Origin of the sequence: Pseudomonas sp. B23(2017), assembly GCF_002113725.1 — a bacterium.
Classification (GTDB): domain Bacteria; phylum Pseudomonadota; class Gammaproteobacteria; order Pseudomonadales; family Pseudomonadaceae; genus Aquipseudomonas; species Aquipseudomonas putida_Z.
The window spans coordinates 249951-273119 of record NZ_NEJM01000003.1; the positions used below are offsets into that span (position 1 = coordinate 249951).

General features: G+C 64.3%; 20 protein-coding genes. 11 read left to right on the forward strand and 9 right to left on the reverse strand.

Annotated elements, in window-relative coordinates:
• Positions 1 to 247 precede the first annotated feature (247 nt).
• Positions 248 to 832: an ACP phosphodiesterase gene (locus tag CAG46_RS06860; protein ID WP_085592081.1), complete on the reverse strand. Its 585-nt coding sequence runs from the start codon at positions 830 to 832 to the stop codon at positions 248 to 250.
• Between the two features lie 150 nt (positions 833 to 982).
• On the opposite strand from CAG46_RS06860, the gene CAG46_RS06865 reads away from it, so the two are divergent.
• A complete protein-coding gene (locus tag CAG46_RS06865) occupies positions 983 to 1285 on the forward strand; it encodes a helix-turn-helix transcriptional regulator (protein ID WP_003258229.1) in 303 nt (100 codons plus the stop codon).
• A 17-nt stretch (positions 1286 to 1302) separates the two neighbouring features.
• Positions 1303 to 2352: an alkene reductase gene (locus CAG46_RS06870; RefSeq protein ID WP_013974072.1), complete on the forward strand. Its 1050-nt coding sequence runs from the start codon at positions 1303 to 1305 to the stop codon at positions 2350 to 2352.
• A gap of 123 nt (positions 2353 to 2475) precedes the next feature.
• Here the strand turns inward: CAG46_RS06870 and CAG46_RS06875 are convergent, their stop codons facing one another.
• The 3 genes from CAG46_RS06875 to CAG46_RS06885 form a co-directional block, all read right to left on the reverse strand.
• A complete protein-coding gene (locus CAG46_RS06875; RefSeq protein ID WP_025340516.1) occupies positions 2476 to 3345 on the reverse strand; it encodes a hypothetical protein in 870 nt (289 codons plus the stop codon).
• Positions 3346 to 3432: 87 nt separating this feature from the next.
• Positions 3433 to 4428: an NAD(P)-dependent oxidoreductase gene (locus tag CAG46_RS06880; protein ID WP_085614284.1), complete on the reverse strand. Its 996-nt coding sequence runs from the start codon at positions 4426 to 4428 to the stop codon at positions 3433 to 3435.
• Positions 4429 to 4477: 49 nt separating this feature from the next.
• Positions 4478 to 5368, reverse strand: a complete 891-nt coding sequence (locus CAG46_RS06885) for a LysR family transcriptional regulator ArgP (RefSeq protein ID WP_025340518.1) — start codon at positions 5366 to 5368, stop codon at positions 4478 to 4480.
• Positions 5369 to 5465: 97 nt separating this feature from the next.
• On the opposite strand from CAG46_RS06885, the gene CAG46_RS06890 reads away from it, so the two are divergent.
• The 9 genes from CAG46_RS06890 (at position 5466) to CAG46_RS06930 (ending at position 19152) form a co-directional block, all read left to right on the forward strand.
• Positions 5466 to 6065, forward strand: a complete 600-nt coding sequence (locus CAG46_RS06890; protein WP_085592088.1) for a LysE/ArgO family amino acid transporter — start codon at positions 5466 to 5468, stop codon at positions 6063 to 6065.
• Positions 6066 to 6346: 281 nt separating this feature from the next.
• Positions 6347 to 6943, forward strand: a complete 597-nt coding sequence (locus tag CAG46_RS06895) for a superoxide dismutase (RefSeq protein ID WP_013974076.1) — start codon at positions 6347 to 6349, stop codon at positions 6941 to 6943.
• A 329-nt stretch (positions 6944 to 7272) separates the two neighbouring features.
• Positions 7273 to 9327: a bifunctional diguanylate cyclase/phosphodiesterase gene (locus CAG46_RS06900; protein WP_085592090.1), complete on the forward strand. Its 2055-nt coding sequence runs from the start codon at positions 7273 to 7275 to the stop codon at positions 9325 to 9327.
• Positions 9328 to 9485: 158 nt separating this feature from the next.
• Complete coding sequence (locus tag CAG46_RS06905; RefSeq protein WP_025340520.1) at positions 9486 to 10823, forward strand: imelysin family protein; 1338 nt, start codon at positions 9486 to 9488, stop codon at positions 10821 to 10823.
• A gap of 277 nt (positions 10824 to 11100) precedes the next feature.
• Complete coding sequence (locus CAG46_RS06910) at positions 11101 to 12528, forward strand: di-heme oxidoredictase family protein (RefSeq protein WP_085614285.1); 1428 nt, start codon at positions 11101 to 11103, stop codon at positions 12526 to 12528.
• A 20-nt stretch (positions 12529 to 12548) separates the two neighbouring features.
• Positions 12549 to 13613, forward strand: coding sequence for an imelysin family protein (locus CAG46_RS06915; RefSeq protein ID WP_025340522.1), 1065 nt, complete (start codon positions 12549 to 12551; stop codon positions 13611 to 13613).
• A 2-nt stretch (positions 13614 to 13615) separates the two neighbouring features.
• Positions 13616 to 14713 (forward strand): DUF1513 domain-containing protein, encoded by a 1098-nt coding sequence (locus tag CAG46_RS06920; RefSeq protein WP_085614286.1) that lies wholly within the window; start codon positions 13616 to 13618, stop codon positions 14711 to 14713.
• A 233-nt stretch (positions 14714 to 14946) separates the two neighbouring features.
• On the forward strand, positions 14947 to 16095 hold the full coding sequence (locus CAG46_RS06925; RefSeq protein ID WP_085614287.1) for an efflux RND transporter periplasmic adaptor subunit: 1149 nt from the start codon (positions 14947 to 14949) through the stop codon (positions 16093 to 16095).
• 12 nt (positions 16096 to 16107) lie between these two features.
• Positions 16108 to 19152 carry a multidrug efflux RND transporter permease subunit gene (locus CAG46_RS06930; RefSeq protein ID WP_075046246.1) on the forward strand — a complete coding sequence of 1015 codons (3045 nt, stop codon included), beginning with the start codon at positions 16108 to 16110 and terminating at the stop codon, positions 19150 to 19152.
• A 169-nt stretch (positions 19153 to 19321) separates the two neighbouring features.
• Here CAG46_RS06930 and CAG46_RS06935 read toward each other — a convergent pair whose 3' ends face one another.
• The 5 genes from CAG46_RS06935 to colR form a co-directional block, all read right to left on the reverse strand.
• Positions 19322 to 19555, reverse strand: a complete 234-nt coding sequence (locus tag CAG46_RS06935) for a hypothetical protein (RefSeq protein WP_085592097.1) — start codon at positions 19553 to 19555, stop codon at positions 19322 to 19324.
• Positions 19552 to 20253 carry a lipopolysaccharide kinase InaA family protein gene (locus CAG46_RS06940; protein ID WP_025340526.1) on the reverse strand — a complete coding sequence of 234 codons (702 nt, stop codon included), beginning with the start codon at positions 20251 to 20253 and terminating at the stop codon, positions 19552 to 19554. Before CAG46_RS06940 ends, CAG46_RS06935 begins: the two co-directional genes overlap by 4 nt.
• Before the next feature lie 6 nt (positions 20254 to 20259).
• Positions 20260 to 20943 (reverse strand): class I SAM-dependent methyltransferase, encoded by a 684-nt coding sequence (locus tag CAG46_RS06945; protein ID WP_025340527.1) that lies wholly within the window; start codon positions 20941 to 20943, stop codon positions 20260 to 20262.
• 107 nt (positions 20944 to 21050) lie between these two features.
• A complete protein-coding gene (locus CAG46_RS06950) occupies positions 21051 to 22361 on the reverse strand; it encodes a HAMP domain-containing sensor histidine kinase (protein ID WP_025340528.1) in 1311 nt (436 codons plus the stop codon).
• Positions 22351 to 23034 (reverse strand): two-component system response regulator ColR, encoded by a 684-nt coding sequence (gene colR, locus CAG46_RS06955; protein ID WP_003255215.1) that lies wholly within the window; start codon positions 23032 to 23034, stop codon positions 22351 to 22353. The genes CAG46_RS06950 and colR overlap by 11 nt, the downstream gene beginning before the upstream one ends.
• Positions 23035 to 23169 lie beyond the last annotated feature (135 nt).

Consider the following 23169-nt stretch of genomic DNA (forward strand, 5'->3'; position numbering starts at 1 on the left):
TGTGGTGTACCTGTGGGAGCCACAGGGATGGCACTCATCCTGGGTTCTGTGGTGTACCTGTGGGAGCCACAGGGATGGCACTCATCCTGGGTTCTGTGGTGTACCTGTGGGAGCCACAGGGATGGCACTCATCCTGGGTTCTGTGGTGTACCTGTGGGAGCCACAGGGATGGCACTCATCCTGGGTTCTGTGGTGTACCTGTGGGAGCGGGTTTACCCGCGAAGAGGCCGGCAACGCCAGCGCAGGACTAACTGCCAGACAACCGGCCAGCCGCTGCAAACGCCTGCAACTGTGGATAAAACTCCCTGAAGTCCGCCAGCAATGGCTCATACAGCCGCTCCAGCTCCCCCATCACCCCAACCATCCCCTCCGGCCGCGACAAGCGCCGGGCAATACCGTTGAACACCTGCTCCAGCGTGGCAAAGTCGCCATACGCCCCCAGCCAGTCATCCGCCGCCATGAACGGCGCAATCCGCGCAAGCCGCCCCGGCAACTCGGGCTCCGCCAGCAACACCCGATAAAAGTCCCCGGTGAACTGCGCCAGCGGCTGCTCGGCATAATCCCGCCAATGCCGGGCCAGGCAATGGTCGAAAAACACATCCAGAACAATGCCGGCAAAGCGCCGCCGCTCCCGCGGAAAGCGCGCCAGTGCCGCCAGCACCAACGGGTGCTGGTCGGTATAGCTGTCGATATGCCGGTGCAGCCGGATGGCCGCCTCCAGCGCAGGCGGGAAGCGCCCTTCCAGCGAGCCTTTGACGAAGTCGCCATACAGGCTGCCAAGCAGTTGTTGCGGCGCCGGGCCGCCAAGGTGCAGGTGTGCGAGGTAGTTCATGAGCGCAGTCTAGCACCGCCGCCGCCTATATCGTTATAACGCGATATAGCGATTCGTGCTCAGCTCAGAACCTCTTCATATTTGTATATCGGGAATCCACGATTTACATTTCGCCCTATCGCGATATACCGCTACAACGAGCCTCAACCCATGCCTCTCGATCTCGACGAAATCATAAAAGCGCTGGCCCACCCGGTCAGGCGAGAAATCCTCAGCTGGCTGAAGGACCCGGCAACGCAATTCCCCGACCAGTACCACAGCACCGAGAACGGTGTGTGTGCCGGGCAGATCGACCAACGCTGCGGCCTGTCGCAGTCGACCGTCTCCGCCCACCTGGCCACCCTGCAGCGCGCCGGGCTGATCAGCAGCCAGAAGATCGGCCAATGGCACTTCTTCAAACGCAACGAAGCCACTATCCAGGCGTTTCTCGAACAACTGCGCCAAGCACTCTGAACAGGCAGGTAACCGTCATGACCACGCTTTTCGATCCGATCACCCTGGGCGACCTGCAACTGCCCAACCGCATCATCATGGCCCCGCTCACCCGCTGCCGGGCCGACGAAGGCCGCGTGCCCAATGCGCTGATGGCCGAGTACTACGTGCAGCGCGCCAGCGCCGGGCTGATCCTCAGCGAGGCGACCTCGGTCAGTGCCATGGGCGTCGGCTACCCGGATACCCCTGGTATCTGGAACGACGAGCAAGTGCGTGGCTGGAACAATGTGACCAAGGCCGTGCATGCCGCTGGCGGGCGCATCTTCCTGCAGCTGTGGCACGTTGGCCGCATCTCCCACCCCAGCTACCTGAACGGCGAGCTGCCGGTAGCCCCCAGCGCGATCCAGCCCAAGGGCCATGTAAGCCTGGTGCGCCCGCTCAGTGACTACCCCACCCCACGCGCGCTGGAAACAGAAGAAATCATCGACATCGTCGAGGCCTACCGCAGCGGTGCCGAGAATGCCAAGGCTGCCGGTTTCGATGGCGTGGAGATCCACGGTGCCAACGGCTACCTGCTCGACCAGTTCCTGCAGAGCAGCACCAACCAGCGCACCGACCGCTACGGCGGCTCGCTGGAAAACCGTGCGCGGCTGCTGCTGGAAGTGACCGATGCGGCCATCGAGGTGTGGGGCGCAAACCGCGTGGGCGTGCACCTGGCGCCGCGTGCCGATGCCCATGACATGGGCGATGCCGACCGTGCCGAAACCTTTACCTACGTGGCCCGTGAGCTGGGCAAGCGGGGTATTGCCTTCATCTGCTCGCGGGAAAAGGAAGCCGATGACAGTATCGGCCCGCTGATCAAAGAGGCGTTCGGTGGCCCGTACATCGTCAATGAGCGGTTTGACAAGGCCAGTGCCAATGCAGCCCTGGCCAATGGCAAGGCCGACGCCGTGGCGTTTGGCGTGCCGTTCATTGCCAACCCTGACCTGCCGGCGCGGCTGGCGGCGGATGCGCCGTTGAACGAGGCGCGGCCGGAGACTTTCTATGGCAAGGGGCCGGTGGGGTACATCGATTATCCGCGGTTGTAACTGAAATCGCCGGGGCCGCTTTGCGGCCCTTTCGCGACACAAGGCCGCTCCTACAGGGGAACGCGATTTCCTGTAGGAGCGGCCTTGTGTCGCGATAGGAGGGCAAAGCCCTCCCCTACAATGTCACGGGCGGGCGTTGATCTGCTGCTGCAGGTTCTGGATCTGGCTCTGCAAGGTATTCAGGTTGCGGGTCGTCTGCGCCCGGAAGGCGTCGAATTCCTGCACCGAAGCACCACTGGACGCCGCCGCGGCCGGGCGGTTGTCGATCTGGCTCTTGAGCACCAGGATGTCCTGCTCCAGGTCCTGGATGGCCGCGCTCGGGTTACCCTGCTTCTTCAGCGCTGCCACCTCGTTGCCCAGGCTCTTGAGCTGCCCGTCCAGCTTGGCGCCATCAGCCTGCGCGGCCTTCAGCGCAGCAACCTGTTCGTTCAGGCCCTTGAACTGCGTATCCAGCTTGCCACCATCGACCTGCCCCGAGCGCAACGCGGCCAGCTCGCCATTCACTGCCTTCAGTTGCGCCTGCAACTGGCTCTGCAGCTCGGTCACGGCCTTCTGCTGTTCACGGGTATCGGCCAGCACCTGCTCCAGGCGCTTGCCCAGGTCACCGGTCTGCCCGGCCACACCCTTCTGCAACTGGCGCAGCTGCAGCTTCAACGCCTCGCTGTTGGTAGTGGCGCCGGATTCGCTGGCCGCCACCTTGCCGCTGATCGCCTGCAGGCGCCCGGCAGCCTCTTCGCTGATGCGGGCGAAGCTTTCCTGGGTCGCCACCAGTTGCTGCTCCATCAGCGAGATCTGCTGGAAGCTCCACCAGCCAAGGCCCGCCAAGGCGATGAACGAGGCCCCGAGCAATGCCCATAGCGGCGCCGTGCTTGCACCGCGAGCGGCTTTCTGGCGGCTGCGCACCACGTGCGCCGGCATCAGTTCGTCATCGTCATGGGTGCCGGCCCGCAGGGTAGGCACGTCATCGTAGTCATCGTGAGCATGGTTACGCATGGATACATTCAACCGCGGTAGTCGCAAAGAGGCACGAGTATAAACCGCCAGCGCAGCGCGTTGATGACCATTGTCAGCCGAGCGGCTTCACTGCCCCGGCGGCTGGTGCTTCCACCAGGCACAGAATTCATCCAGCGCCGTCCACAGGCTGACCTTGGGCTGGTAGTCCAGGTACTGCCGGGCGCGGCTGATATCCAGGGTGAAATCGCGGCTCATCACCTGCATCCCCAGGCGCGACAGGGTCGGTTGCGGGCGCCCCGGCCACAACATGCAGGCCGCCTCGTTCAGCGCGGCCAGGCTGTAGGCCAGGCCGTAGGAGCGGTACCGGGTAACCTGCGGCAACTGCATCTGGCGCATCACGTAGTTGACCACATCCCACAGCGGCAGCGGCTGGCCGTTGCTGATGTTATAGGCCTGGCCCAGCGCCCGGTCGTCAGCGAACAGGGCACTGAGCAGCGCTTCGTTGAGGTTGTGCACGCTGGTGAAATCGACTTTGTTCAGGCCGTTGCCGATGATCGCCACACGCCCCTTGCGCTGCATCTGCATCAGCCGCGGGAAGATACTGGCATCGCCGGCGCCGGTGACGAAGCGCGGGCGCAGCGCCAGCACCTCGAGGCCGAACTCCTGGGCACCGAACACTTTCTGCTCGGCCATGTGCTTGGTCTGCCCGTAGTGGTCATGGAAGCGGCGCGGCACCTGCTCTTCCCGGATGTCCAGGCGCGAGCGGCCATTGAAGTAGATCGACGGCGACGACAGGTGTACCAGCCGCCGTACGTGCTCCTTCAAGCAGCCCTCGACCACGTTTTCGGTGACCACCACATTGCCTTGATAGAAGTCCTGGTAGCGCCCCCAGTTGCCCACTGCGCCGGCGCAGTGCACCACCGCCTCGACGCCTTGGCACAGGCGGCGGGCCAGCTCGGCATCACCCAGGTCGCCGGGGATGAACTGGGCGCCGCGCTTGACCAGGTGCTCGACCCCTTCGGCTCGACGGCCGCTGACCCGCACGTCCAGGCCCTGCTCCAGGGCAAAGCGCGCAAAGCGCCCGCCAATGAAGCCACTCGCGCCGGTGACCAGAATTCGCATGTAAGACTCCGTCTTGCCAGATTTCAGATGCAACTGACGCCAGCCGTGGCTACAAGGGCACCAGCCATTGCCGTGCGGTGTGCCGCAGGTGGTCGGTCAGTTGCGCGAGCAGTTGCCCGCCATTGCGCCAATGATGCCAGTACAGCGGCACATCGATGGGGGTATCGCTGCAGATTTCCACCAACTGGCCGCTGACCAGTTGCTCGCGAGCCTGCAGTTCCGGCACCAGGCCCCAGCCCAGGCCGGCTTCGGTCATGCGCAGGAAGCCTTCGGACGACGGGCACAAGTGGTGCAGGAAGCCATCCTCGATGCCCAGCGATGCCAGGTAGCGGTGTTGCAGGAAGTCGTCCGGGCCGTACACGATCGCCGGGGTACGGGCCAGGCGGCTGGCAGCGAAGCCCTGCGGAAAATGCCGCGCCATGAACCCGGGGCTGGCCAGCGCCCGGTAGCGCATGGCGCCCAGCGGCAGGCTGCGCGCGCCGGCCACCGGCCGCTCGCTGCCACACAGGCAGGCCGCCACTTCGCCCGCACGCATGCGTTTCAGGCCCACTTCCTGGTCTTCCACCACCAGGTCGGTCAGCACGTTCTGCTGTGCGCAGAAGTTGCCCACTGCGCCGGCCCACCAGGTAGCCAGGCTGTCGGCGTTGAGGGCGATGCGCAGGCGCTCCGGCATGCCCTCCTCGTCCAGCGCCGGCACCTGGCGCTGCAGGTCGCGTTCGAGCAGGCGCACCTGCTGCACATGGTTGAGCAACTGGCGGCCGACTTCGGTCGGGCTGGGCGGTGTGGCACGCACCAGCACCGGCTGGCCGACCCGCGCCTCGAGCAGCTTGATGCGCTGGGAGATGGCCGACTGCGACAAGCCCAGCACCTGCGCCGCGCGTTCGAAACCGCCCTGCTCGATCACCGCGGCAAGGGCGGCCAGCAGCTTGTAGTCGAACATCGATTTTCCTAATGACGGATCAGCTCTATTTGTTTTTCTTATACAGCGTGGTTCATCACAATGACCAGCATCTTTTGGACTCATTGGAGAGCACGCCATGTGGCAAAGCTATCTCAACGGCATGCTCGTGGCCTTCGGCCTGATCATGGCCATCGGTGCACAGAACGCCTTCGTCCTCGCCCAGAGCTTGCGCCGCGAGCATCATTTGCCGGTGGCGGCACTGTGTATCGTCTGTGACGCCATCCTGGTGGCGGCCGGAGTGTTCGGCCTGGCCACCGTGCTGGCGCACAACCCGACGTTGCTGGCGGTCGCCCGCTGGGGCGGTGCGGTGTTCCTGATCTGGTACGGCGCCAAGGCTTTGCGCAGCGCCTGCTCCAGGCAGAGCCTGCAACACCAGCAAGGCCAGGGTGCACGCTCACGCCGCGCGGTACTGCTCAGCGCCCTGGCGGTGACCCTGCTGAACCCGCACGTGTACCTCGACACGGTGCTGCTGATCGGCTCACTGGGCGCCCAGCAGGCTGCGCCTGGCGCCTACGTGGCCGGCGCTGCCAGCGCCTCGCTGCTGTGGTTCTCGACCCTGGCGATCGGTGCGGCCTGGCTGGCACCGTGGCTGGCCAGGCCGGCGACCTGGCGCATGCTCGACCTGATGGTGGCGGTGATGATGTTCGCGGTGGCGGCGCAGTTGATCTTCAACTGAGCTGGGCTTGTCACAACATTTTAGCGCCTGTGAGATCGAGCGCCGCCCGCGCGGCGCTCGATCTCACAGGCGCCACAAGGGATAAGCCGAACACCACCGGTCGGCACGCCCCGACCGCTCTGGAACCTCTATTCCCTATCTTTGTTGCGTGGTTATGCGCCGGGCCCGGTGCTATGATCCAGCCCTTGCGTCGCAAAGAGTACAAACTCGCCGACGCTCATCGGGCCGCCCGTGATCGGCCTTGCGCAAACCGCAAACAGACCTGAATCAGGAGATCCACCATGGCTTTTGAATTGCCGCCGCTGCCGTACGCCCACGATGCCCTGCAGCCGCACATCTCCAAGGAAACCCTGGAGTATCACCACGACAAGCACCACAACACCTATGTCGTGAACCTGAACAACCTGGTCCCAGGCACCGAATTCGAAGGCAAGACCCTGGAAGAGATCGTCAAGAGCTCTTCGGGCGGCATCTTCAACAACGCCGCTCAAGTCTGGAACCACACCTTCTACTGGAACTGCCTGGCACCAAACGCCGGTGGCCAGCCGACCGGTGCCCTGGCTGACGCCATCAACGCCGCTTTCGGTTCCTTCGACAAGTTCAAGGAAGAGTTCACCAAGACTTCGGTTGGCACCTTCGGTTCCGGCTGGGGCTGGCTGGTGAAGAAGGCTGACGGTTCCCTGGCCCTGGCCAGCACCATCGGCGCCGGCTGCCCGCTGACCAGCGGCGACACCCCGCTGCTGACCTGCGACGTCTGGGAACACGCCTACTACATCGACTACCGCAACCTGCGTCCGAAGTACGTCGAGGCGTTCTGGAACCTGGTCAACTGGGCCTTCGTTGCCGAACAGTTCGAAGGCAAGACCTTCAAGGCCTGAGTCATTCAGCCCTGAACGAAAAACCCGGCCCGGTGCCGGGTTTTTTTATGCCTGTACCGGCCTCTTCGCGGGTGAACCCGCTCCCACAGGTACGGCGCAGCTTGTGGACTTGATGCTATCCCTGTGGGAGCGGGTTTACCCGCGAAAAAGCCAGCACGGTTTTGCTTGCTCAGCCCGCATAGCACGCTAACATCAAACCTCTGGAAGATTGTTACAGCGCATTCAAGTTGCGGGGTCAGGCAACCGATACACTATTGATGGTCGGCCGATAGTGTATCGTCATCGTTGATGGCAAAATGATGCCATGCGCATGGATTAAGGAAACCCCATTGAAGCTGGAATTGCGGAACAGCTTGTCGGTCAAGTTGCTCAGGGTCGTGCTGCTGTCGGCGCTAGCGGTCGGTGTCGTGCTCAGCTGTGCGCAAATCGTCTACGACACCTACAAGACCCGCCAGGCCGTGAACAACGATGCCCAGCGCATCCTCGACATGTTCCGCGACCCCTCGACCCAGGCGGTATACAGCCTCGACCGCGAAATGGGCATGCAGGTGATGGAAGGCCTGTTCCAGGACGAATCGGTACGCATGGCCTCCATCGGCCACCCCAACGAAACCATGCTGGCGGAAAAGTCCCGCCCGCTGCAGGACATGTCCATGCGCTGGCTGACCGACCTGATCCTCGGCCAGGAACGTACCTACACCACGCAACTGGTCGGCCGCGGCCCCTACAGCGAATACTACGGCGACCTGAGCATCACCCTGGACACCTCGTCCTACGGCGAAGACTTCCTGATCAACGCCGTGATCATCTTCATCTCCGGTGTGCTGCGGGCCCTGGCCATGGGCCTGGTGCTGTACCTGGTCTACCACTGGCTGCTGACCAAACCGCTGTCGAAGATCATCGAGCACCTCACCCAGATCAACCCCGACCGCCCAAGCCAGCACCAGCTGCCGCTGCTCAAGGGCCACGAGAAGAACGAGCTGGGCCTGTGGGTAAATACCGCCAACCAGCTGCTGGCCTCGATCGAGCGCAACACCCATCTGCGCCACGAGGCGGAAAACAGCCTGCAACGCATGGCCCAGTACGACTTCCTCACCGGCCTGCCCAACCGCCAGCAGCTGCAGCAGCAACTGGACAAGATCCTCGTCGACGGCGGCCGCCTGCAACACCGCGTGGCGGTACTGTGCGTAGGCCTGGACGACTTCAAGGGCATCAACGAGCAGTTCAGCTACCAGGTCGGCGACCAGCTGCTGCTGGCCCTGGCCGACCGCCTGCGCGCCCACAGTGGCCGCCTGGGCGCCCTGGCACGCCTGGGTGGTGACCAGTTCGCCCTGGTGCAGGCCAATATCGAGCAGCCCTACGAGGCGGCCGAACTGGCGCAGAGTATCCTCGACGACCTGGAAGTGCCGTTCGACCTCGACCACCACCAGCAGATCCGCCTGCGCGCTACCATCGGCATCACCCTGTTCCCGGAAGACGGCGACAGCACCGAGAAGCTGCTGCAGAAAGCCGAACAGACCATGACCCTGGCCAAGGCCCGTTCGCGCAACCGCTACCAGTTCTACATCGCCAGCGTCGACAGCGAGATGCGCCGCCGTCGCGAGCTGGAAAAGGACCTGCGCGAAGCCCTGCCGCGCAACCAGCTGTACCTGGTGTACCAGCCACAGATCAGCTACCGCGACCACCGCGTGGTCGGTGTCGAGGCATTGCTGCGCTGGCAGCACCCGGAGCTGGGCATGGTGCCGCCAGACCAGTTCATCCCCCTGGCCGAACAGAACGGCAGCATCATCAGCATCGGCGAATGGGTGCTCGACCAGGCCTGCCGGCAATTGCGCGAATGGCACGACATGGGCTTCAGCGAGCTGCGCATGGCGGTCAACCTGTCGACTGTGCAGCTGCACCACAACGAACTGCCGCGGGTGGTCAACAACCTGCTGCAGGCCTATCGCCTGCCGCCGCGCAGCCTGGAGCTGGAAGTCACCGAGACCGGCCTGATGGAAGACATCAGCACCGCCGCCCAGCACCTGCTGAGCCTGCGCCGCTCCGGAGCACTGATTGCCATCGACGACTTCGGCACCGGCTACTCGTCGCTCAGCTACCTGAAATCGCTGCCGCTGGACAAGATCAAGATCGACAAGAGCTTCGTCCAGGACCTGCTGGACGACGATGACGACGCCACCATCGTTCGCGCCATCATCCAGCTCGGCAAGAGCCTGGGGATGCAGGTGATCGCCGAAGGCGTGGAAACCGCCGAACAGGAAACCTACATCGTCGCCCAGGGCTGCCACGAGGGCCAGGGCTACCACTACAGCAAGCCGCTGTCGGCCCGTGAGCTGACCAACTTCCTCAAGCAGGCGCAGCGAAACCAGGTTTCGATGTTCTGAGTCGCCTGCCCGGTTACAGGCCGTGACCGGCATTTACACGAATTGCATGCCCGCCCCCTTTACAGCAAATGCAAATCTTTCGCATGATGTTGCGGTTTCGCGTGCCACGGCGCACGGTCCACCCCTTGGTCCAACCACACGACGCAGGAAAACCAATAATGATTCGAATGCCTCTGGCCTCCGCCAGTCTGCTGGCCATTGCCATCGCTCTCGCCGGTTGCGGTGAAGGCAAGGACGACAAGGCCGCCGCGCCGCAAGCCCAGGCACCTGCTGCCGCCAGCACCACCGCTGCGGCGCCCGGGGCTGTCGACGAAGCCGCCGGCAAAGCCGTGGTCAAGCATTACGCCGAGCTGGTCTACGCCGTGTACAGCGATTCGCTGAGCACCGCCAAGACCCTGCAGACCGCAGTCGACGCGTTCCTGGCCAAGCCCAACGACGAAACCCTGAAGGCAGCCAAAGAAGCCTGGGTCGCCTCGCGCGTACCGTACCTGCAGAGCGAAGCCTTCCGCTTCGGCAACACCATCATCGACGACTGGGAAGGCCAGGTGAACGCCTGGCCGCTGGACGAAGGCCTGATCGACTACGTCGACAAGAGCTATGAGCACGCCCTGGGCAACCCGGCGGCCAACGCCAACATCATCGCCAACACCGAGATCCAGGTGGGCGAAGAGAAGATCGACGTCAAGGACATCACCCCCGAGAAGCTTGCCAGCCTGAACGAACTGGGCGGCTCCGAGGCCAACGTCGCCACCGGCTACCACGCCATCGAGTTCCTGCTCTGGGGCCAGGACCTGAACGGCACCGGCCCGGGCGCGGGCAACCGTCCGGCGTCGGATTACCTCGAAGGCAAGGGCGCCACCGGTGGCCACAACGACCGCCGCCGTGCCTACCTGAAAGCGGTCACCGACCTGCTGGTCAAGGACCTCGAAGAGATGGTCGGCAACTGGGCACCGAACGTCGCCGACAACTACCGCGCCAAGCTGGAAGCCGAGTCGGTCAACGACGGCCTGCGCAAGATGCTGTTCGGCATGGGCAGCCTGTCGCTGGGCGAACTGGCTGGCGAACGCATGAAGGTTTCGCTGGAAGCCAACTCGCCGGAAGACGAGCACGACTGCTTCAGCGACAACACTCACTACTCGCACTTCTACGACGCCAAGGGCATCCGCAACGTCTACCTGGGCGAGTACACCCGCCCGGACGGCAGCAAGGTGACCGGCCCGAGCCTGTCGTCGCTGGTGGCCAAGGTAGACCCGGCCGCCGACGCCACCCTCAAGGCCGACCTGGAAGCCACCGAAGCCAAGATCCAGGTGATCGTCGACCACGCCCTCAAGGGCGAGCACTACGACCAGCTGATCGCTGCCGACAACGCAGCCGGCAACCAGATCGTGCGTGACGCCATCGCCTCCCTGGTCAAGCAGACCGGTGCGATCGAGCAGGCCGCGGGCAAGCTGGGCATTGCCAACCTGAACCCGGATACCGCGGATCACGAGTTCTGATCCTGCTGTAGCGGTTCTGAAAGAGGCGGCCTTCGGGTCGCCTTTTTTGCTTCCGGCCCTATCGCCGGCAAGCCAGCTCCCACAGGTACCCCACAGGGCTCAAGGGCTGTGAAGTACCTGTGGGAGCTGGCTTGCCGGCGATAGGGCCCGACCAGGCAACCACAGACCATGGCCAACTGACACCGATTTCATCCAGCAATTGCAAATTGCTCTTATTCAAACTCCCTCACCCTGCTAAGCTTGCACGCCGGTTTTTCGCTCACGCCCAGGATTCTCGATGTCCTTGTCGCTGTCCCGACTCTCCCCCCTGCTGCTGGCCTTTGCCCTCGCCGCCTGTGACGACGCCCCGCGTTTCACCCAGGCCGAGCCCGGCGAAGCGTTGTCGGGCGGCAAAGCCACCGTGCAGCGCACTGACCGCAATGCCTATTCCCTGCCCTCGGCCAACCTCTCGCCCGAGCGGCGCCTGGACTTCGCCGTAGGCAACAGCTTCTTCCGCAACCCCTGGGTGATCGCCCCGTCCACCACCACCGCCCGTGACGGCCTGGGCCCGCTGTTCAACACCAATGCCTGCCAGAACTGCCACGTGCGCGACGGCCGCGGCCACCCGCCAGAGCCGGGCGACAGCAACGCCGTATCGATGCTGGTACGCCTGTCGATCCCCGACCAGCCCTACCTGGCCAAGGTGGTCGAACGCCTCGGCGTGGTGCCGGAGCCGGTCTATGGCACCCAGCTGCAGGACATGGCCATCCCCGGCGTGACGCCGGAAGGCAAGGTGCGGGTGAGCTACACCAGCGAAACGGTGTCGTTCGAGGACGGCCACCAGGTCGAGCTGCGCAAGCCGGCCCTGCAGATCACCCAGCTCGGCTATGGCGTGATGCACCCCGACACGCGCTTTTCGGCGCGGGTGGCGCCGCCAATGATCGGCCTGGGCCTGCTCGAAGCCATCCCCGAAGCCGACCTGCTGGCCAACGAAGACCCGGATGACCGCAACCGCGACGGCATCCGCGGCCGGGCCAACCGGGTGTGGGACGACGCCCAGGGCAAGACCGTGGTCGGCCGCTTCGGCTGGAAGGCCGGGCAGCCCAACGTCAACCAGCAGAACGTGCACGCCTTTGCCGGCGACATGGGCCTGACCACCTCCCTGCAGCCCAACGATGACTGTACCCCGGCGCAGGCCGACTGCCTGGCCGCGCCCAACGGCGACGGTGCCAATGGCGAGAAGGAAGTCAGCGACAACATCCTGCGCCTGGTCACCTTCTACACACGCAACCTGGCCGTGCCGGCCCGCCGCGACGTGGGCTCGCCGCAGGTGCTGGCAGGCAAGAACCTGTTCTACCAGGCCGGCTGCCAGGGCTGCCATACACCGCAGTTCACCACCGCCGCCAATGCCGCCGAGCCGGAGCTGGCCAACCAGCTGATCCGTCCCTACAGCGACCTGCTGCTGCATGACATGGGCCCGGGCCTGGCCGACGAACGCACCGAATTTGCCGCCAACGGCCAGGACTGGCGCACCCCGCCACTGTGGGGCATCGGCCTGAGCGAAACGGTCAGTGGCCACAGCCAGTTCCTGCACGACGGCCGCGCCCGCAACCTGCTCGAAGCCGTGCTCTGGCACGGTGGCGAGGCCGAGGCGGCACGCAATTTCGTACTCACTTTCAATGCCGAGCAGCGTGCCGCGTTGCTGGCGTTCCTGAACTCACTTTAAAAAGCGCAAAGGAGCCGGGCATGTTCCGACCCAAACTGTTGTTCACCAGCCTCGCCGCACTCGCCCTCGGCGCCTGCTCGCCGCAGGACCCGCAAGCCGTGACCTCCGCTGCCATCGCCAAGCAGGTGATCCTGCCCACCTACAGCCGCTGGGTCGAAGCCGACCGCACGCTGGCCGCCAGCGCCCTGGCCTACTGCGAAGGCAAGGAAACCCTGGACAAGGCCCGTGCCGACTTCCTCAACGCGCAAAAGGCCTGGGCCGAACTGCAACCGCTGCTCGTCGGCCCGCTGGCCGAAGGCAACCGCGCCTGGCAGGTACAGTTCTGGCCCGACAAGAAGAACCTGGTCGGCCGCCAGGTCGAGCAACTGGTCAACGCCGACCAACCGGTCGATGCCGCGGCCCTGGGCAAGGCCAGCGTGGTGGTACGTGGCCTGTCGGCCTACGAGTACATCCTGTTCGACAGCAAGCCGGACATCGCCACAGCCGAGCAGAAAGCCCGCTACTGCCCGTTGCTGGTCGCCATTGGTGAACACCAGAAGGCCCTGGCCGAAGAGATCCTCAAGGGCTGGAACAGCACCGACGGCATGCTCTCGCAGATGACCAAGTTCCCCAACCAGCGCTACGCCGACTCCCACGAGGCCATCGCCGACCTGCTGCGCGCCCAGGTCACCGCCCTGGACAGCCTGAAGAAAAAGCTCGGTGCGCCGATGGGCCGCCAGAGCAAGGGTATCCCGCAGCCACTGCAGGCCGAAGCCTGGCGCAGCCACAGCTCGCTCAAGAGCCTGGAGGCCAGCCTCAAGGCCGCCGAAGCGGTCTGGGTCGGGGTCGACAACCAAGGCCTGCGCGGCTTGCTGTCCAGCGATCAGAAAGCCCTGGCGGACAAGATCGACGCCGCCTACGCTGCCTCGCTCAAACTGCTGGCCGCCAACCAGAAGACCCTGGGCGAGCTGCTGGCCGACGACGCCGGCCAGCAAACCCTGAACCAGATCTACGACAGCCTCAACGCCGTCCACCGCCTGCACGAAGGCGAGCTGGCCAAGGCATTGAACATCCAGCTGGGCTTCAATGCCAACGACGGTGACTGATCATGCTGCGACGCCAGGCCCTCAAACTCGGTAGCGTATTGCTCAGCGCCCTAACCCTGGGCGGCTGGAGCCTGTTCCGCAACAAAGGCAGCGAGCCCCTGCTGCTGTCGGCGCGTGACGACGGCGACGGCAAGCACTATGCGGTCGGGTTCCGCCTGGACGGCACCCAGGTGTTCAGCACCCAGGTCGCCCAACGCTGCCATGCCATCATCCATCACCCGGACCTGCCGATCGCCCTGTTCGTCGCCCGCCGCCCCGGCACCGAAAGCTACCTGGTCGACCTGCGCGACGGGCGCCTGCTGCAGACCGTCACCTCGCAGCCGAACCGGCACTTCTACGGCCACGCGGTCATTCACAAAAGTGGCGAATGGCTGTATGCCACCGAGAACGACACCACCGACCCGGGGCGTGGCGTACTCGGTGTGTACCGTTTCGAAGGCGAGCGCCTGGTGCACAGCGGGGAGATTCCGACCCACGGCATCGGCCCGCACGAAGTGGCCTGGCTACCGGACGGCGAAACGCTGATCGTGGCCAACGGCGGTATCCGCACCGAAGCCGAAAGCCGGGTGGAGATGAACCTCGACGCCATGGAGCCGAGCCTGGTGCTGCTGCAGCGCGACGGTACCCTGCTGAGCAAGGAAACCCTGGCCCAGCAGATGAACAGCGTGCGCCACCTGGCGGTAGGCAGCGATGGCACCATCGCCGCCTGCCAACAGTTCATGGGTGATGCCGATGAAACCGCAGAGCTGCTGGCGATCAAGCGCCCGGGCGAGCCGTTCAAGGCCTTCCCGGTGCCGGAACGGCAGTTGCAGGCCATGGCCCAGTACACCGCCAGCGTGGCTATCCACAGCGAGCTGCGGCTGGTGGCGCTGACCGCGCCACGGGCCAACCGCCTGTTCGTCTGGGACCTGGACAGCGGCGCGGTGCGGCTGGATGCGCCAATGCCCGATTGCGCGGGGGTGGGCGCGGTACAGGACGGCTTTGTCGTCACCTCCGGGCAGGGCCGTTGCCGGTTCTATGATTGCCGCAAGGCCGAGCTGGTCGGGCAACCGATGAACCTGCCGTCCGGTTTCTGGGACAACCACCTGCATCTCGTCTGATTTTCGGGTTGGCTGTACTGGCCCCTTCGCGGCTAAAGCCGCTCCCACAGGAATAGCGCAACCCGCTGACTGCGCGGTCCCTGTGGGAGCGGCTTCAGCCGCGAAGGGGCCGGCCCAGGCATTCCACTCCCCTTCCCCCCAAAAACAGTCAATACTTGCCCCATCCACACGTGGGCAGGATCGCCCGTTGTCGTGTCTAAGCGAATAACAACCGCATCCAAGGAACCGGACCTATGCTGCGCCGCCGCATGCTCATCATGTTGGCCGTGGTTCTGCTGATCGTGCTGGCCCTGGGGGGCTACAAAGCCTTTTCGATCTACCAGCAGATCCAGATGTTCACTGCCCCCAAGCCGCCCATCACCGTGGCGGCCGCCTTGGCCGAACAGCGCCCGTGGCAAGAGCGCCTGCCCGCCGTCGGCAGCCTCAAGGCGCTACAGGGCGTGGAGCTGAGCCTGGAGGTGGAAGGCATCGTCAAGGCCCTGCATTTCGACTCGGGCCAGCAGGTCAAGGCCGGGCAACTGTTGCTGCAACTCAACGACGACCAGGAAACCGCCCTGCTCGGCACCGCCCAGGCCGACCTGGGCCTGGCCAAGGTAGATTTCGGCCGTGGCAGCCAGCTGGTCGGCGACTCGGCCATCTCCCGCGGCGAGTTCGACCGCCTCACCGCCCAGTACCGGCGCAACCAGGCGGTGGTCGACCAGCTCAAGGCATCGAAGACCAAGAAGAGCATCAGCGCCCCGTTCAGCGGCACCATCGGCATTCGCCAGGTGGACGTCGGCGACTACCTGGCCGCCGGCACGGTGATCGCCACCCTGCAGGACACATCCAGCCTCTACGTCGACTTCAACGTACCGGAACAGGCCCTGCCGCACCTCAGCCTGGGCCAGCAGGTGCTGGTGCAGGTGGCCGCCTACCCGGGCCAGACCTTCCCAGCCAGCCTCAGCGCCATCAACCCCAAGGTCGAGGAAACCACGCGCAACCTGCTGGTGCGCGCGACCATGGCCAACCCGGACGGCAAGCTGCTGCCTGGCATGTTCGCCAGCCTGCTGATCCTGCTACCCAACCCGCAGCCACAAGTGGTAGTGCCGGAAAGCGCCATCACCTACACCCTGTATGGCAACTCGGTATACGTCGCCACGCCGAAAAAGGGCAAGGACGGCAAGCCGGAAAACGACGACAAGGGCCAGCCGCAGCTCACCGCCGAGCAGCGCACGGTGCAGACCGGCGAGCGCCGTGACGGCGTGGTGGTGGTCAGCAAGGGCCTGCAGGCCGGGGAACAGGTGGTCACCGCCGGCCAGTTGAAGCTCACCCCCGGCGCCGCGATCCGCATCGGCCAGGACAAAGCCCTCAAGCCCGCACAGGGCGCGCCGGGCAAGGACTGACAGGAGGCTGACATGGCGTTCACCGACCCGTTCATTCGCCGCCCGGTGCTGGCCAGCGTGGTCAGTCTGCTGATCCTGCTGCTGGGCTTCCAGGCCTGGAACAAGCTGCAGATCCGCCAGTACCCGCAAATGGAAAACGCCCTGATCACAGTGACCACCGCCTACCCCGGCGCCAACGCCGAGACCATCCAGGGCTATATCACCCAGCCGCTGCAGCAAAGCCTGGCCAGCGCCGAAGGTATCGACTACATGACCTCGGTGAGCCGGCAGAACTTCTCGATCATTTCCATCTACGCCCGCATCGGCGCCGACAGCGACCGGTTGTTCACCGAACTGCTGGCCAAGGCCAACGAAGTGCGCAACAAGCTGCCCCAGGACTCGGAAGACCCGGTACTGAGCAAGGAAGCCGCCGATGCCTCGGCGCTGATGTACATCAGTTTCTACAGCAAGGAGATGAGCAACCCGCAAATCACCGACTATCTGTCACGGGTGATCCAGCCCAAGCTGGCGACCCTGCCGGGCATGGCCGAAGCGGAAATCCTCGGCAACCAGGTGTTCGCCATGCGCATCTGGATCGACCCGGTGAAACTGGCAGGCTATGGCCTGTCGGCCACCGACGTGACCAATGCCGTGCGCCGCTACAACTTCCTTTCCGCGGCCGGCGAGGTGAAGGGCGAATACGTGGTCACCAGCATCAACGCCAGCACCGAGCTGAAGTCGGCCGAAGCGTTCGCCGCCCTGCCGGTCAAGACCAGTGGCGACAGCCGCGTGCTGCTGGGCGATGTGGCACGGGTCGAGATGGGGGCGGAAAACTACGACACGGTCAGCTCGTTCGACGGCACCCCATCGGTGTACATCGGCATCAAGGCCACACCGGCCGCCAACCCGCTGGACGTCATCAAGGAAGTGCGGCGCATCATGCCCGAGCTGGAAAGCCAGCTACCCTCGGCGCTGAAGGTATCGATCGCCTACGACGCCACGCTGTTCATCCAGGCCTCCATCGATGAAGTGATCAAGACCCTCGGCGAAGCGGTACTGATCGTCATCGTGGTGGTGTTCCTGTTCCTCGGTGCCCTGCGTTCGGTGCTGATCCCGGTGGTAACCATTCCGCTGTCGATGATCGGCGTGCTGTTCTTCATGCAGATGATGGGCTACTCGCTCAACCTGCTGACCCTGCTGGCCATGGTGCTGGCCATCGGGCTGGTGGTGGACGACGCGATTGTCGTGGTGGAGAACATCCACCGGCACATGGAAGAAGGCAAGTCACCGTTCGACGCCGCCCTCGAGGGCGCCCGCGAAATCGCCATGCCGGTGGTGTCGATGACCATCACCCTGGCAGCGGTGTATGCACCGATCGGCTTCCTTACCGGGCTCACCGGCGCGCTGTTCAAGGAGTTTGCCCTGACCCTGGCCGGTGCGGTGATCATCTCCGGCATCGTTGCCCTCACCCTGTCACCGATGATGTGCGCCCTGCTGCTGCGCCAGGAACAGAACCCCAGCGGCCTGGCCCACCGCCTGGACATGCTGTTCGAACGCCTGAAGGTGCGCTACCAGCGCCTGCTGCACACCACCCTCGACAGCCGGCCTGTCGTGCTGGTGTTTGCCGTGATCATCCTGTGCCTGATTCCGGTACTGCTGAAGTTCACCCAGAACGAACTGGCGCCGAACGAGGACCAGGGGGTGATCTTCATGATGAGCAGTTCGCCGCAGCCGGCCAACCTTGATTACCTCAACGCCTATACCGACGAATTCACCCCGCTGTTCAAGGCTTTCCCCGAGTATTACTCGTCGTTCCAGATCAACGGTTTCAATGGCGTGCAGACCGGCATCGGCGGCTTCCTGCTCAAGCCCTGGAACGAGCGCGAGCGCACGCAGATGGAGCTGCTGCCGCTGGTGCAGAGCAAGCTCGAGGAAATCAGTGGCCTGCAGATCTTCGGCTTCAACCTGCCGTCGCTGCCCGGCACCGGCGAGGGCCTGCCATTCCAGTTCGTCATCAACAGCGCTGGCGACTACCCGGCACTGCTGGATGTGGCCCAGCGCATCAAGGCCCGCGCCCAGGAATCCGGCAAGTTCGCCTTCCTCGACATCGACCTGGCCTTCGACAAGCCCGAGGTGGTGGTGGATATCGACCGGGCCAAGGCGGCGCAGATGGGGGTGTCGATGGACACCTTGGGCAGCACCCTTGCTACCTTGCTGGGCGAGGCGGAAATCAACCGCTTCACCCTCGAAGGCCGCAGCTACAAGGTGATTGCCCAGGTCGAGCGGCCGTACCGCGACAACCCCGGCTGGCTGAACAACTACTACGTGAAGAACGACCAGGGCCAACTGCTGCCACTATCCACCCTGATCACCCTCACCGACCGCGCCCGCCCGCGCCAGCTCAACCAGTTCCAGCAGCTGAACTCGGCGATCATCCAGGGCGTGCCCATGGTCAGCCTGGGCGAGGCGCTGCAGACCGTGCAGGGCATCGCCCGCGAAGAGGCTCCGGAAGGCTTCGCCTTCGACTATGCCGGCGTGGCGCGCCAGTACGTGCAGGAAGGCAGCGCGCTGTGGGTGACCTTCGGCCTGGCGTTGGCGATCATCTTCCTGGTGCTGGCGGCGCAGTTCGAAAGCTTCCGCGACCCGCTGGTGATTCTGGTGACGGTACCGTTGTCGATCTGTGGCGCGCTGCTGCCGCTGTTCCTGGGCGTATCGAGCATGAACATCTACACCCAGGTCGGGCTGGTGACGCTGATCGGGCTGATCAGCAAGCACGGCATCCTCATTGTCGAGTTTGCCAACCAGTTGCGTGAGGAGCGCGGCCTGAGCGTGCGCGAGGCGATCGAGGAAGCCGCGGCGATTCGCCTGCGGCCGGTGCTGATGACCACGGCGGCGATGGTGTTCGGCATGGTGCCGCTGATCCTGGCGACCGGGGCGGGGGCGGTCAGCCGCTTCGACATCGGGACGGTGATTGCCACCGGGATGTCGATCGGCACGCTGTTTACCCTGTTTGTGTTGCCTTGTATCTACACGTTGCTGGCGCACAAAGAGGTGGCCAGAGCGACATCGGTTGCCTGAACCGGCCTCTTCGCGGGTAAACCCGCTCCCACAGGTACGGCACCGGATCCGGAATGGGTGCAGTACCTGTGGGAGCGGGTTCACCCGCGAAGAGGCCGGCAAGGCAGATGCAAAAATGCCAGAGGCCCCGCAATCGCGAGGCCTCTGGCATTTCCATCTACCACCGGGTTCAACCGAACGGCCGCAACCCCTGGCGCATGCCGAACAGGAACAGCAACAGGTCCTGATCCGGCGCGGCCTCGGCCTGTTGCTGCGGTTTCACATCCCGCGGCAACGCGCACTGGTCGGCCAGCTCGGCCTTGCTGAACACTGTCGGCCTCGGCTCTTCCCACGCAGCCACCGCCGCGGTGGTCACCGCCAGGCCAGCTACCAGGAACAAAGCTCGAGCTATTTCTAGTTTCATTGCCCTAACCCTTTGACAGCGCTGCCAAACGCCATCTGGTAAAAGTAGAGCAGTGTTTGCCATTCCGCGTCATTGATCGACGAATGGCGGCGCAACTGGCGCAGGTCATTGCCCGCCGCGCGCTGGCAGCTGATGCGCCGCCGGCATTTTTCCAGGTCCAGCAGGGCGACTTCGACCCGGGCCTGCTCGCCCTCGCCAATCACCTTGATGAACACGTGCTTGCCATACAGGCAGCCGTGCTGCCAGTGCCCCAGGTGCATGCGCGCCAGGTTGTCCGCCAGGTCCTTGAGCATGCGCTCATGCACCACCTGCGGGTAACGCTCGCGGGCACCTTCGGCATGCCAGGTGTCGAGTTCGACGAAGCCGTCGAGTGCTTCGCTCACCAGCAACGCACGCCACTGCTGGTCGGCACCACGCTCGGCGCCACAGAAGACGATGCGCGGTACACGCACGCCCAGTTGCTCGAAGCTGTTCAACGCATCGAGTTCACGCAATACGGTCGGCCGGCCGAAAGGGTGCAGCAGGCTACGGTAGATATGCCCGACCTGGCGCTTGGCATACAGCAGCTTGCCATTGCCATCGTCGAGGCGTTGCACACCACTCTCGCCACCACGGCGCTGGTTAGGCTCCTCGACCCACTCGCCTTGCTGGCGCCAGTAAAAATCGAACCGCGACTCCCCTCTCTGGGCTACAGCCATCAAACACTACCCCTTACGCAATACATAGACCCGCCACATGGCATAGAACGGCAGGAAGTCGAGGCGTTCCTGGATTCTGAAGCCGGCGGCTCGGAATTCTTCTTCGACCGTGTCGGCCGGTAACACAAAACGGTTCTGGTAATTGTCCTGGTCGCCCTTCCTGGCGCTGCGACGCTGTTCCAGTTTTTTCCGGCGCCAGGCCTTGAAGTTACCATCCACCCACAATGACAGGATCACACTATCACGGCTAACCCGTTGAAATTCCGAAAGAATGGTCTTTCTGTGCGCCGCTTCGCCAATGTGGTGGAACAAGCGCATGCAGAAAATGCTGTCCACCGAGTTGTCCGGCAAGTCGATGGCAAATGCCGAAGTCTGCAAAGGCCGTACCCGTGCCACCACCTCTGGCGCTTGCGCGGTACAGGCTGTCTCGATCATCGCTTCGGAGTTGTCGGCGCCGATGATCACCCGGTTGGGCTTTTCTGCCAGCAACGGCCAGAAGCGGCCGGCACCGCATGGCAGGTCGAGGACTAGCCCAGGCTCACCAGCCAATGCCAAGGCGCGACGCGCCAGTTGCTCATCACGCTTGTGGGAAAGGCGTCGCGCCAGGCCATCCTGGTGCTTGAGAAAGTACTCGCGCGCATGTTCTTTGTCGTACTTCTCGGAAAATTCAAGCTTGATGGGGCTACGCATTGGGCATCTCCTGACTCCATTCCGCCCACATTAGGTAAGCAAGCGTAGGAATCAGGTCATGCTGATGTGAAAAATATGTTGAGCGCCGAATGACCTGTTACAACAGATTACTCGACCAAAGCCTCCGGGTCGCCCTTGGCCGCGGTATTGCTCAGGTCCACCATGAAACGGCAGCCGTGCGGCAAGGTCGAGGTCAGGGTGACATGCCAGCCCTGGTCGTCGCAGATCCGCTGTACCAACGACAGGCCCAGGCCCAGGCCCTCGCCGCGCCGCTCGTCGCCGCGCACGAACGGCCGGAACATCGCCTCGCGCTGCTCCTCCGGGATACCTACGCCGCTGTCCTCCACGCTGAAGCCGTTGGCTTCCAGGCTCAGGCGGATGTAGCCACTGTCGGTGTAGTGCGCGGCATTGCGCAGCAAGTTGCCCATCACCGATTGCAGGAAGGTGGCGTTGTACAGCACCGGGCTGGCACTGACGCGACCATCGAAATACAGGGCCAGGCCCTTCTGTTCGATGGTGTCGCGCCAGACCCCGACCAGTTCGTCCGCCACTTCCCGCAGGGTGGCCCGCGAAGCCACGGCGCCCTCGTCGCGCTGTGCCCGGGCCAGCATCAGGAAGGTCTTGACCAGTTCGCGCATTTCTTCCGTGGCCCGCGCCACACGCTCCACCTGGCTGCGCGAGCGGGCGTCCAGCGTCGGGTTTTCCATCAGCAGTTCGCACGAGGTGGCCAGCACCATCAAGGGCGTGCGCAGTTCATGGCTGACGTCGCTGGTGAACAACCGTTCGCGGGTCAGCGCATCGCGCAGGCGGCCCAGGGTATCGTCGAAGGCTACCGCCAGCTGGCCGACTTCGTCCGCGGCATAGTCCGGCGCCAGCGGCGGGGCCAGGCCCAGCAACTGGTCACGGTGGCGTACCTGGCGCGCCAGGCGGATCACCGGCGCCATCACTCGGCGCGCCACCAGCCAGCCGAGGATGACCGCCAGCACCAGGCTGAGCAGGAAGCCCACCACCACCACCGCAAACAGCACGCGCTCGCGTTCCTCGAAGTCGCTCTGGTCCTGCAGCAGCACATAGCGGCGGCCATCGACGATCTCGACCATGGCGTGGTACGACAGCTGATCGCGGAATACCTCGTGGAAGCCGCGGTCGAGGTGGCGCAGGTCCTTGGGCAGCTCGAAGTCGTCACGCCCGCCGCTGAAGTAGAACAGCTGGTCGGGACGTGGCCGGTGGCTCCAGTCGCTGACGCTGTCCATGCGCAGCAGGCGTTGCAGGTCACCACCCAGCACCGAGGAAATCAGCCGCTCTTCGACCAGGTGCACGGTGCCGACGATGCCGAAGGCGAAGGCCCCGGCCACCAGCGCGCTCATCAGGGCAAAGGCGATGATGATGCGCTGGGCAAGGCTTTGCTTAAACTCCATCACGGCCCTCGGCGAGGCGATAGCCGACGCCATGGACGGTATGCAGCAGCGGTTTTTCAAACGGCTTGTCGATCACCTGGCGCAGCTGGTGCACGTGGCTGCGCAGGCTGTCGCTGTCAGGGCAGTCATCGCCCCACAGGGCTTCTTCCAGCACTTCGCGACGCAATACGTGCGGGCTCTTCTGCATCAGCACCGCCAGCAGCTTGAGGCCGACCGGGTTGAGCTTGAGCAAGCGGCCCTGGCGGGTGACTTCGAGGGTGTCGAGGTCATAGCTGAGGTCGGCCACCTGCAAGGTGCGGCGCCCGCCACCCTGGGCCCGGCGCAGCACCGCCTCTATGCGAGCGGCCAGCTCCGACAGGGCGAAGGGCTTGAGCAGGTAATCGTCGGCACCGGAGCGGAAGCCTTGCAGGCGATCGTCCAGTTGGTCGCGGGCGGTGAGCATGATCACCGGCGTATCGCGGCGGGCGTCTTCGCGCAGGCGCTTGCACAGGGTGTAGCCGTCGATGCCCGGCAACATGATGTCGAGCACGATCAGGTCGTAGTGCTCGGTGGCTGCCAGGTGCAGGCCGGACAGGCCATCCTGGGCGCAGTCGACGGTGTAGCCCTTCATGCCCAGGTAATCGGCCAGGTTGGCCAGGATATCGCGGTTGTCTTCAACCAAAAGAATGCGCATCGGTTTCTCCTGTGCGGCGCTTCTCGCTGTGGTGCGCGGCAGGCGCAGCTTAAGGCCTATGCCTGCAGGGTGCCAGCCCCAGGGAAAATTCAGCGCACTTGACGGTTTTTTCACTGATCCTTCACGGACACAGGA

What these genes read in the sequence shown, in the direction of transcription:
- CAG46_RS06860 (WP_085592081.1), bottom strand. Translation starts at nt 832, where the DNA reads ATGAACTACCTCGCACACCTGCACCTTGGCGGCCCGGCGCCGCAACAA.
- CAG46_RS06865 (WP_003258229.1), top strand. Translation starts at nt 983, where the DNA reads ATGCCTCTCGATCTCGACGAAATCATAAAAGCGCTGGCCCACCCGGTC.
- CAG46_RS06870 (WP_013974072.1), top strand. Translation starts at nt 1,303, where the DNA reads ATGACCACGCTTTTCGATCCGATCACCCTGGGCGACCTGCAACTGCCC.
- CAG46_RS06875 (WP_025340516.1), bottom strand. Translation starts at nt 3,345, where the DNA reads ATGCGTAACCATGCTCACGATGACTACGATGACGTGCCTACCCTGCGG.
- CAG46_RS06880 (WP_085614284.1), bottom strand. Translation starts at nt 4,428, where the DNA reads ATGCGAATTCTGGTCACCGGCGCGAGTGGCTTCATTGGCGGGCGCTTT.
- CAG46_RS06885 (WP_025340518.1), bottom strand. Translation starts at nt 5,368, where the DNA reads ATGTTCGACTACAAGCTGCTGGCCGCCCTTGCCGCGGTGATCGAGCAG.
- CAG46_RS06890 (WP_085592088.1), top strand. Translation starts at nt 5,466, where the DNA reads ATGTGGCAAAGCTATCTCAACGGCATGCTCGTGGCCTTCGGCCTGATC.
- CAG46_RS06895 (WP_013974076.1), top strand. Translation starts at nt 6,347, where the DNA reads ATGGCTTTTGAATTGCCGCCGCTGCCGTACGCCCACGATGCCCTGCAG.
- CAG46_RS06905 (WP_025340520.1), top strand. Translation starts at nt 9,486, where the DNA reads ATGATTCGAATGCCTCTGGCCTCCGCCAGTCTGCTGGCCATTGCCATC.
- CAG46_RS06910 (WP_085614285.1), top strand. Translation starts at nt 11,101, where the DNA reads ATGTCCTTGTCGCTGTCCCGACTCTCCCCCCTGCTGCTGGCCTTTGCC.
- CAG46_RS06915 (WP_025340522.1), top strand. Translation starts at nt 12,549, where the DNA reads ATGTTCCGACCCAAACTGTTGTTCACCAGCCTCGCCGCACTCGCCCTC.
- CAG46_RS06920 (WP_085614286.1), top strand. Translation starts at nt 13,616, where the DNA reads ATGCTGCGACGCCAGGCCCTCAAACTCGGTAGCGTATTGCTCAGCGCC.
- CAG46_RS06925 (WP_085614287.1), top strand. Translation starts at nt 14,947, where the DNA reads ATGCTGCGCCGCCGCATGCTCATCATGTTGGCCGTGGTTCTGCTGATC.
- CAG46_RS06930 (WP_075046246.1), top strand. Translation starts at nt 16,108, where the DNA reads ATGGCGTTCACCGACCCGTTCATTCGCCGCCCGGTGCTGGCCAGCGTG.
- CAG46_RS06935 (WP_085592097.1), bottom strand. Translation starts at nt 19,555, where the DNA reads ATGAAACTAGAAATAGCTCGAGCTTTGTTCCTGGTAGCTGGCCTGGCG.
- CAG46_RS06940 (WP_025340526.1), bottom strand. Translation starts at nt 20,253, where the DNA reads ATGGCTGTAGCCCAGAGAGGGGAGTCGCGGTTCGATTTTTACTGGCGC.
- CAG46_RS06945 (WP_025340527.1), bottom strand. Translation starts at nt 20,943, where the DNA reads ATGCGTAGCCCCATCAAGCTTGAATTTTCCGAGAAGTACGACAAAGAA.
- CAG46_RS06950 (WP_025340528.1), bottom strand. Translation starts at nt 22,361, where the DNA reads ATGGAGTTTAAGCAAAGCCTTGCCCAGCGCATCATCATCGCCTTTGCC.
- colR (WP_003255215.1), bottom strand. Translation starts at nt 23,034, where the DNA reads ATGCGCATTCTTTTGGTTGAAGACAACCGCGATATCCTGGCCAACCTG.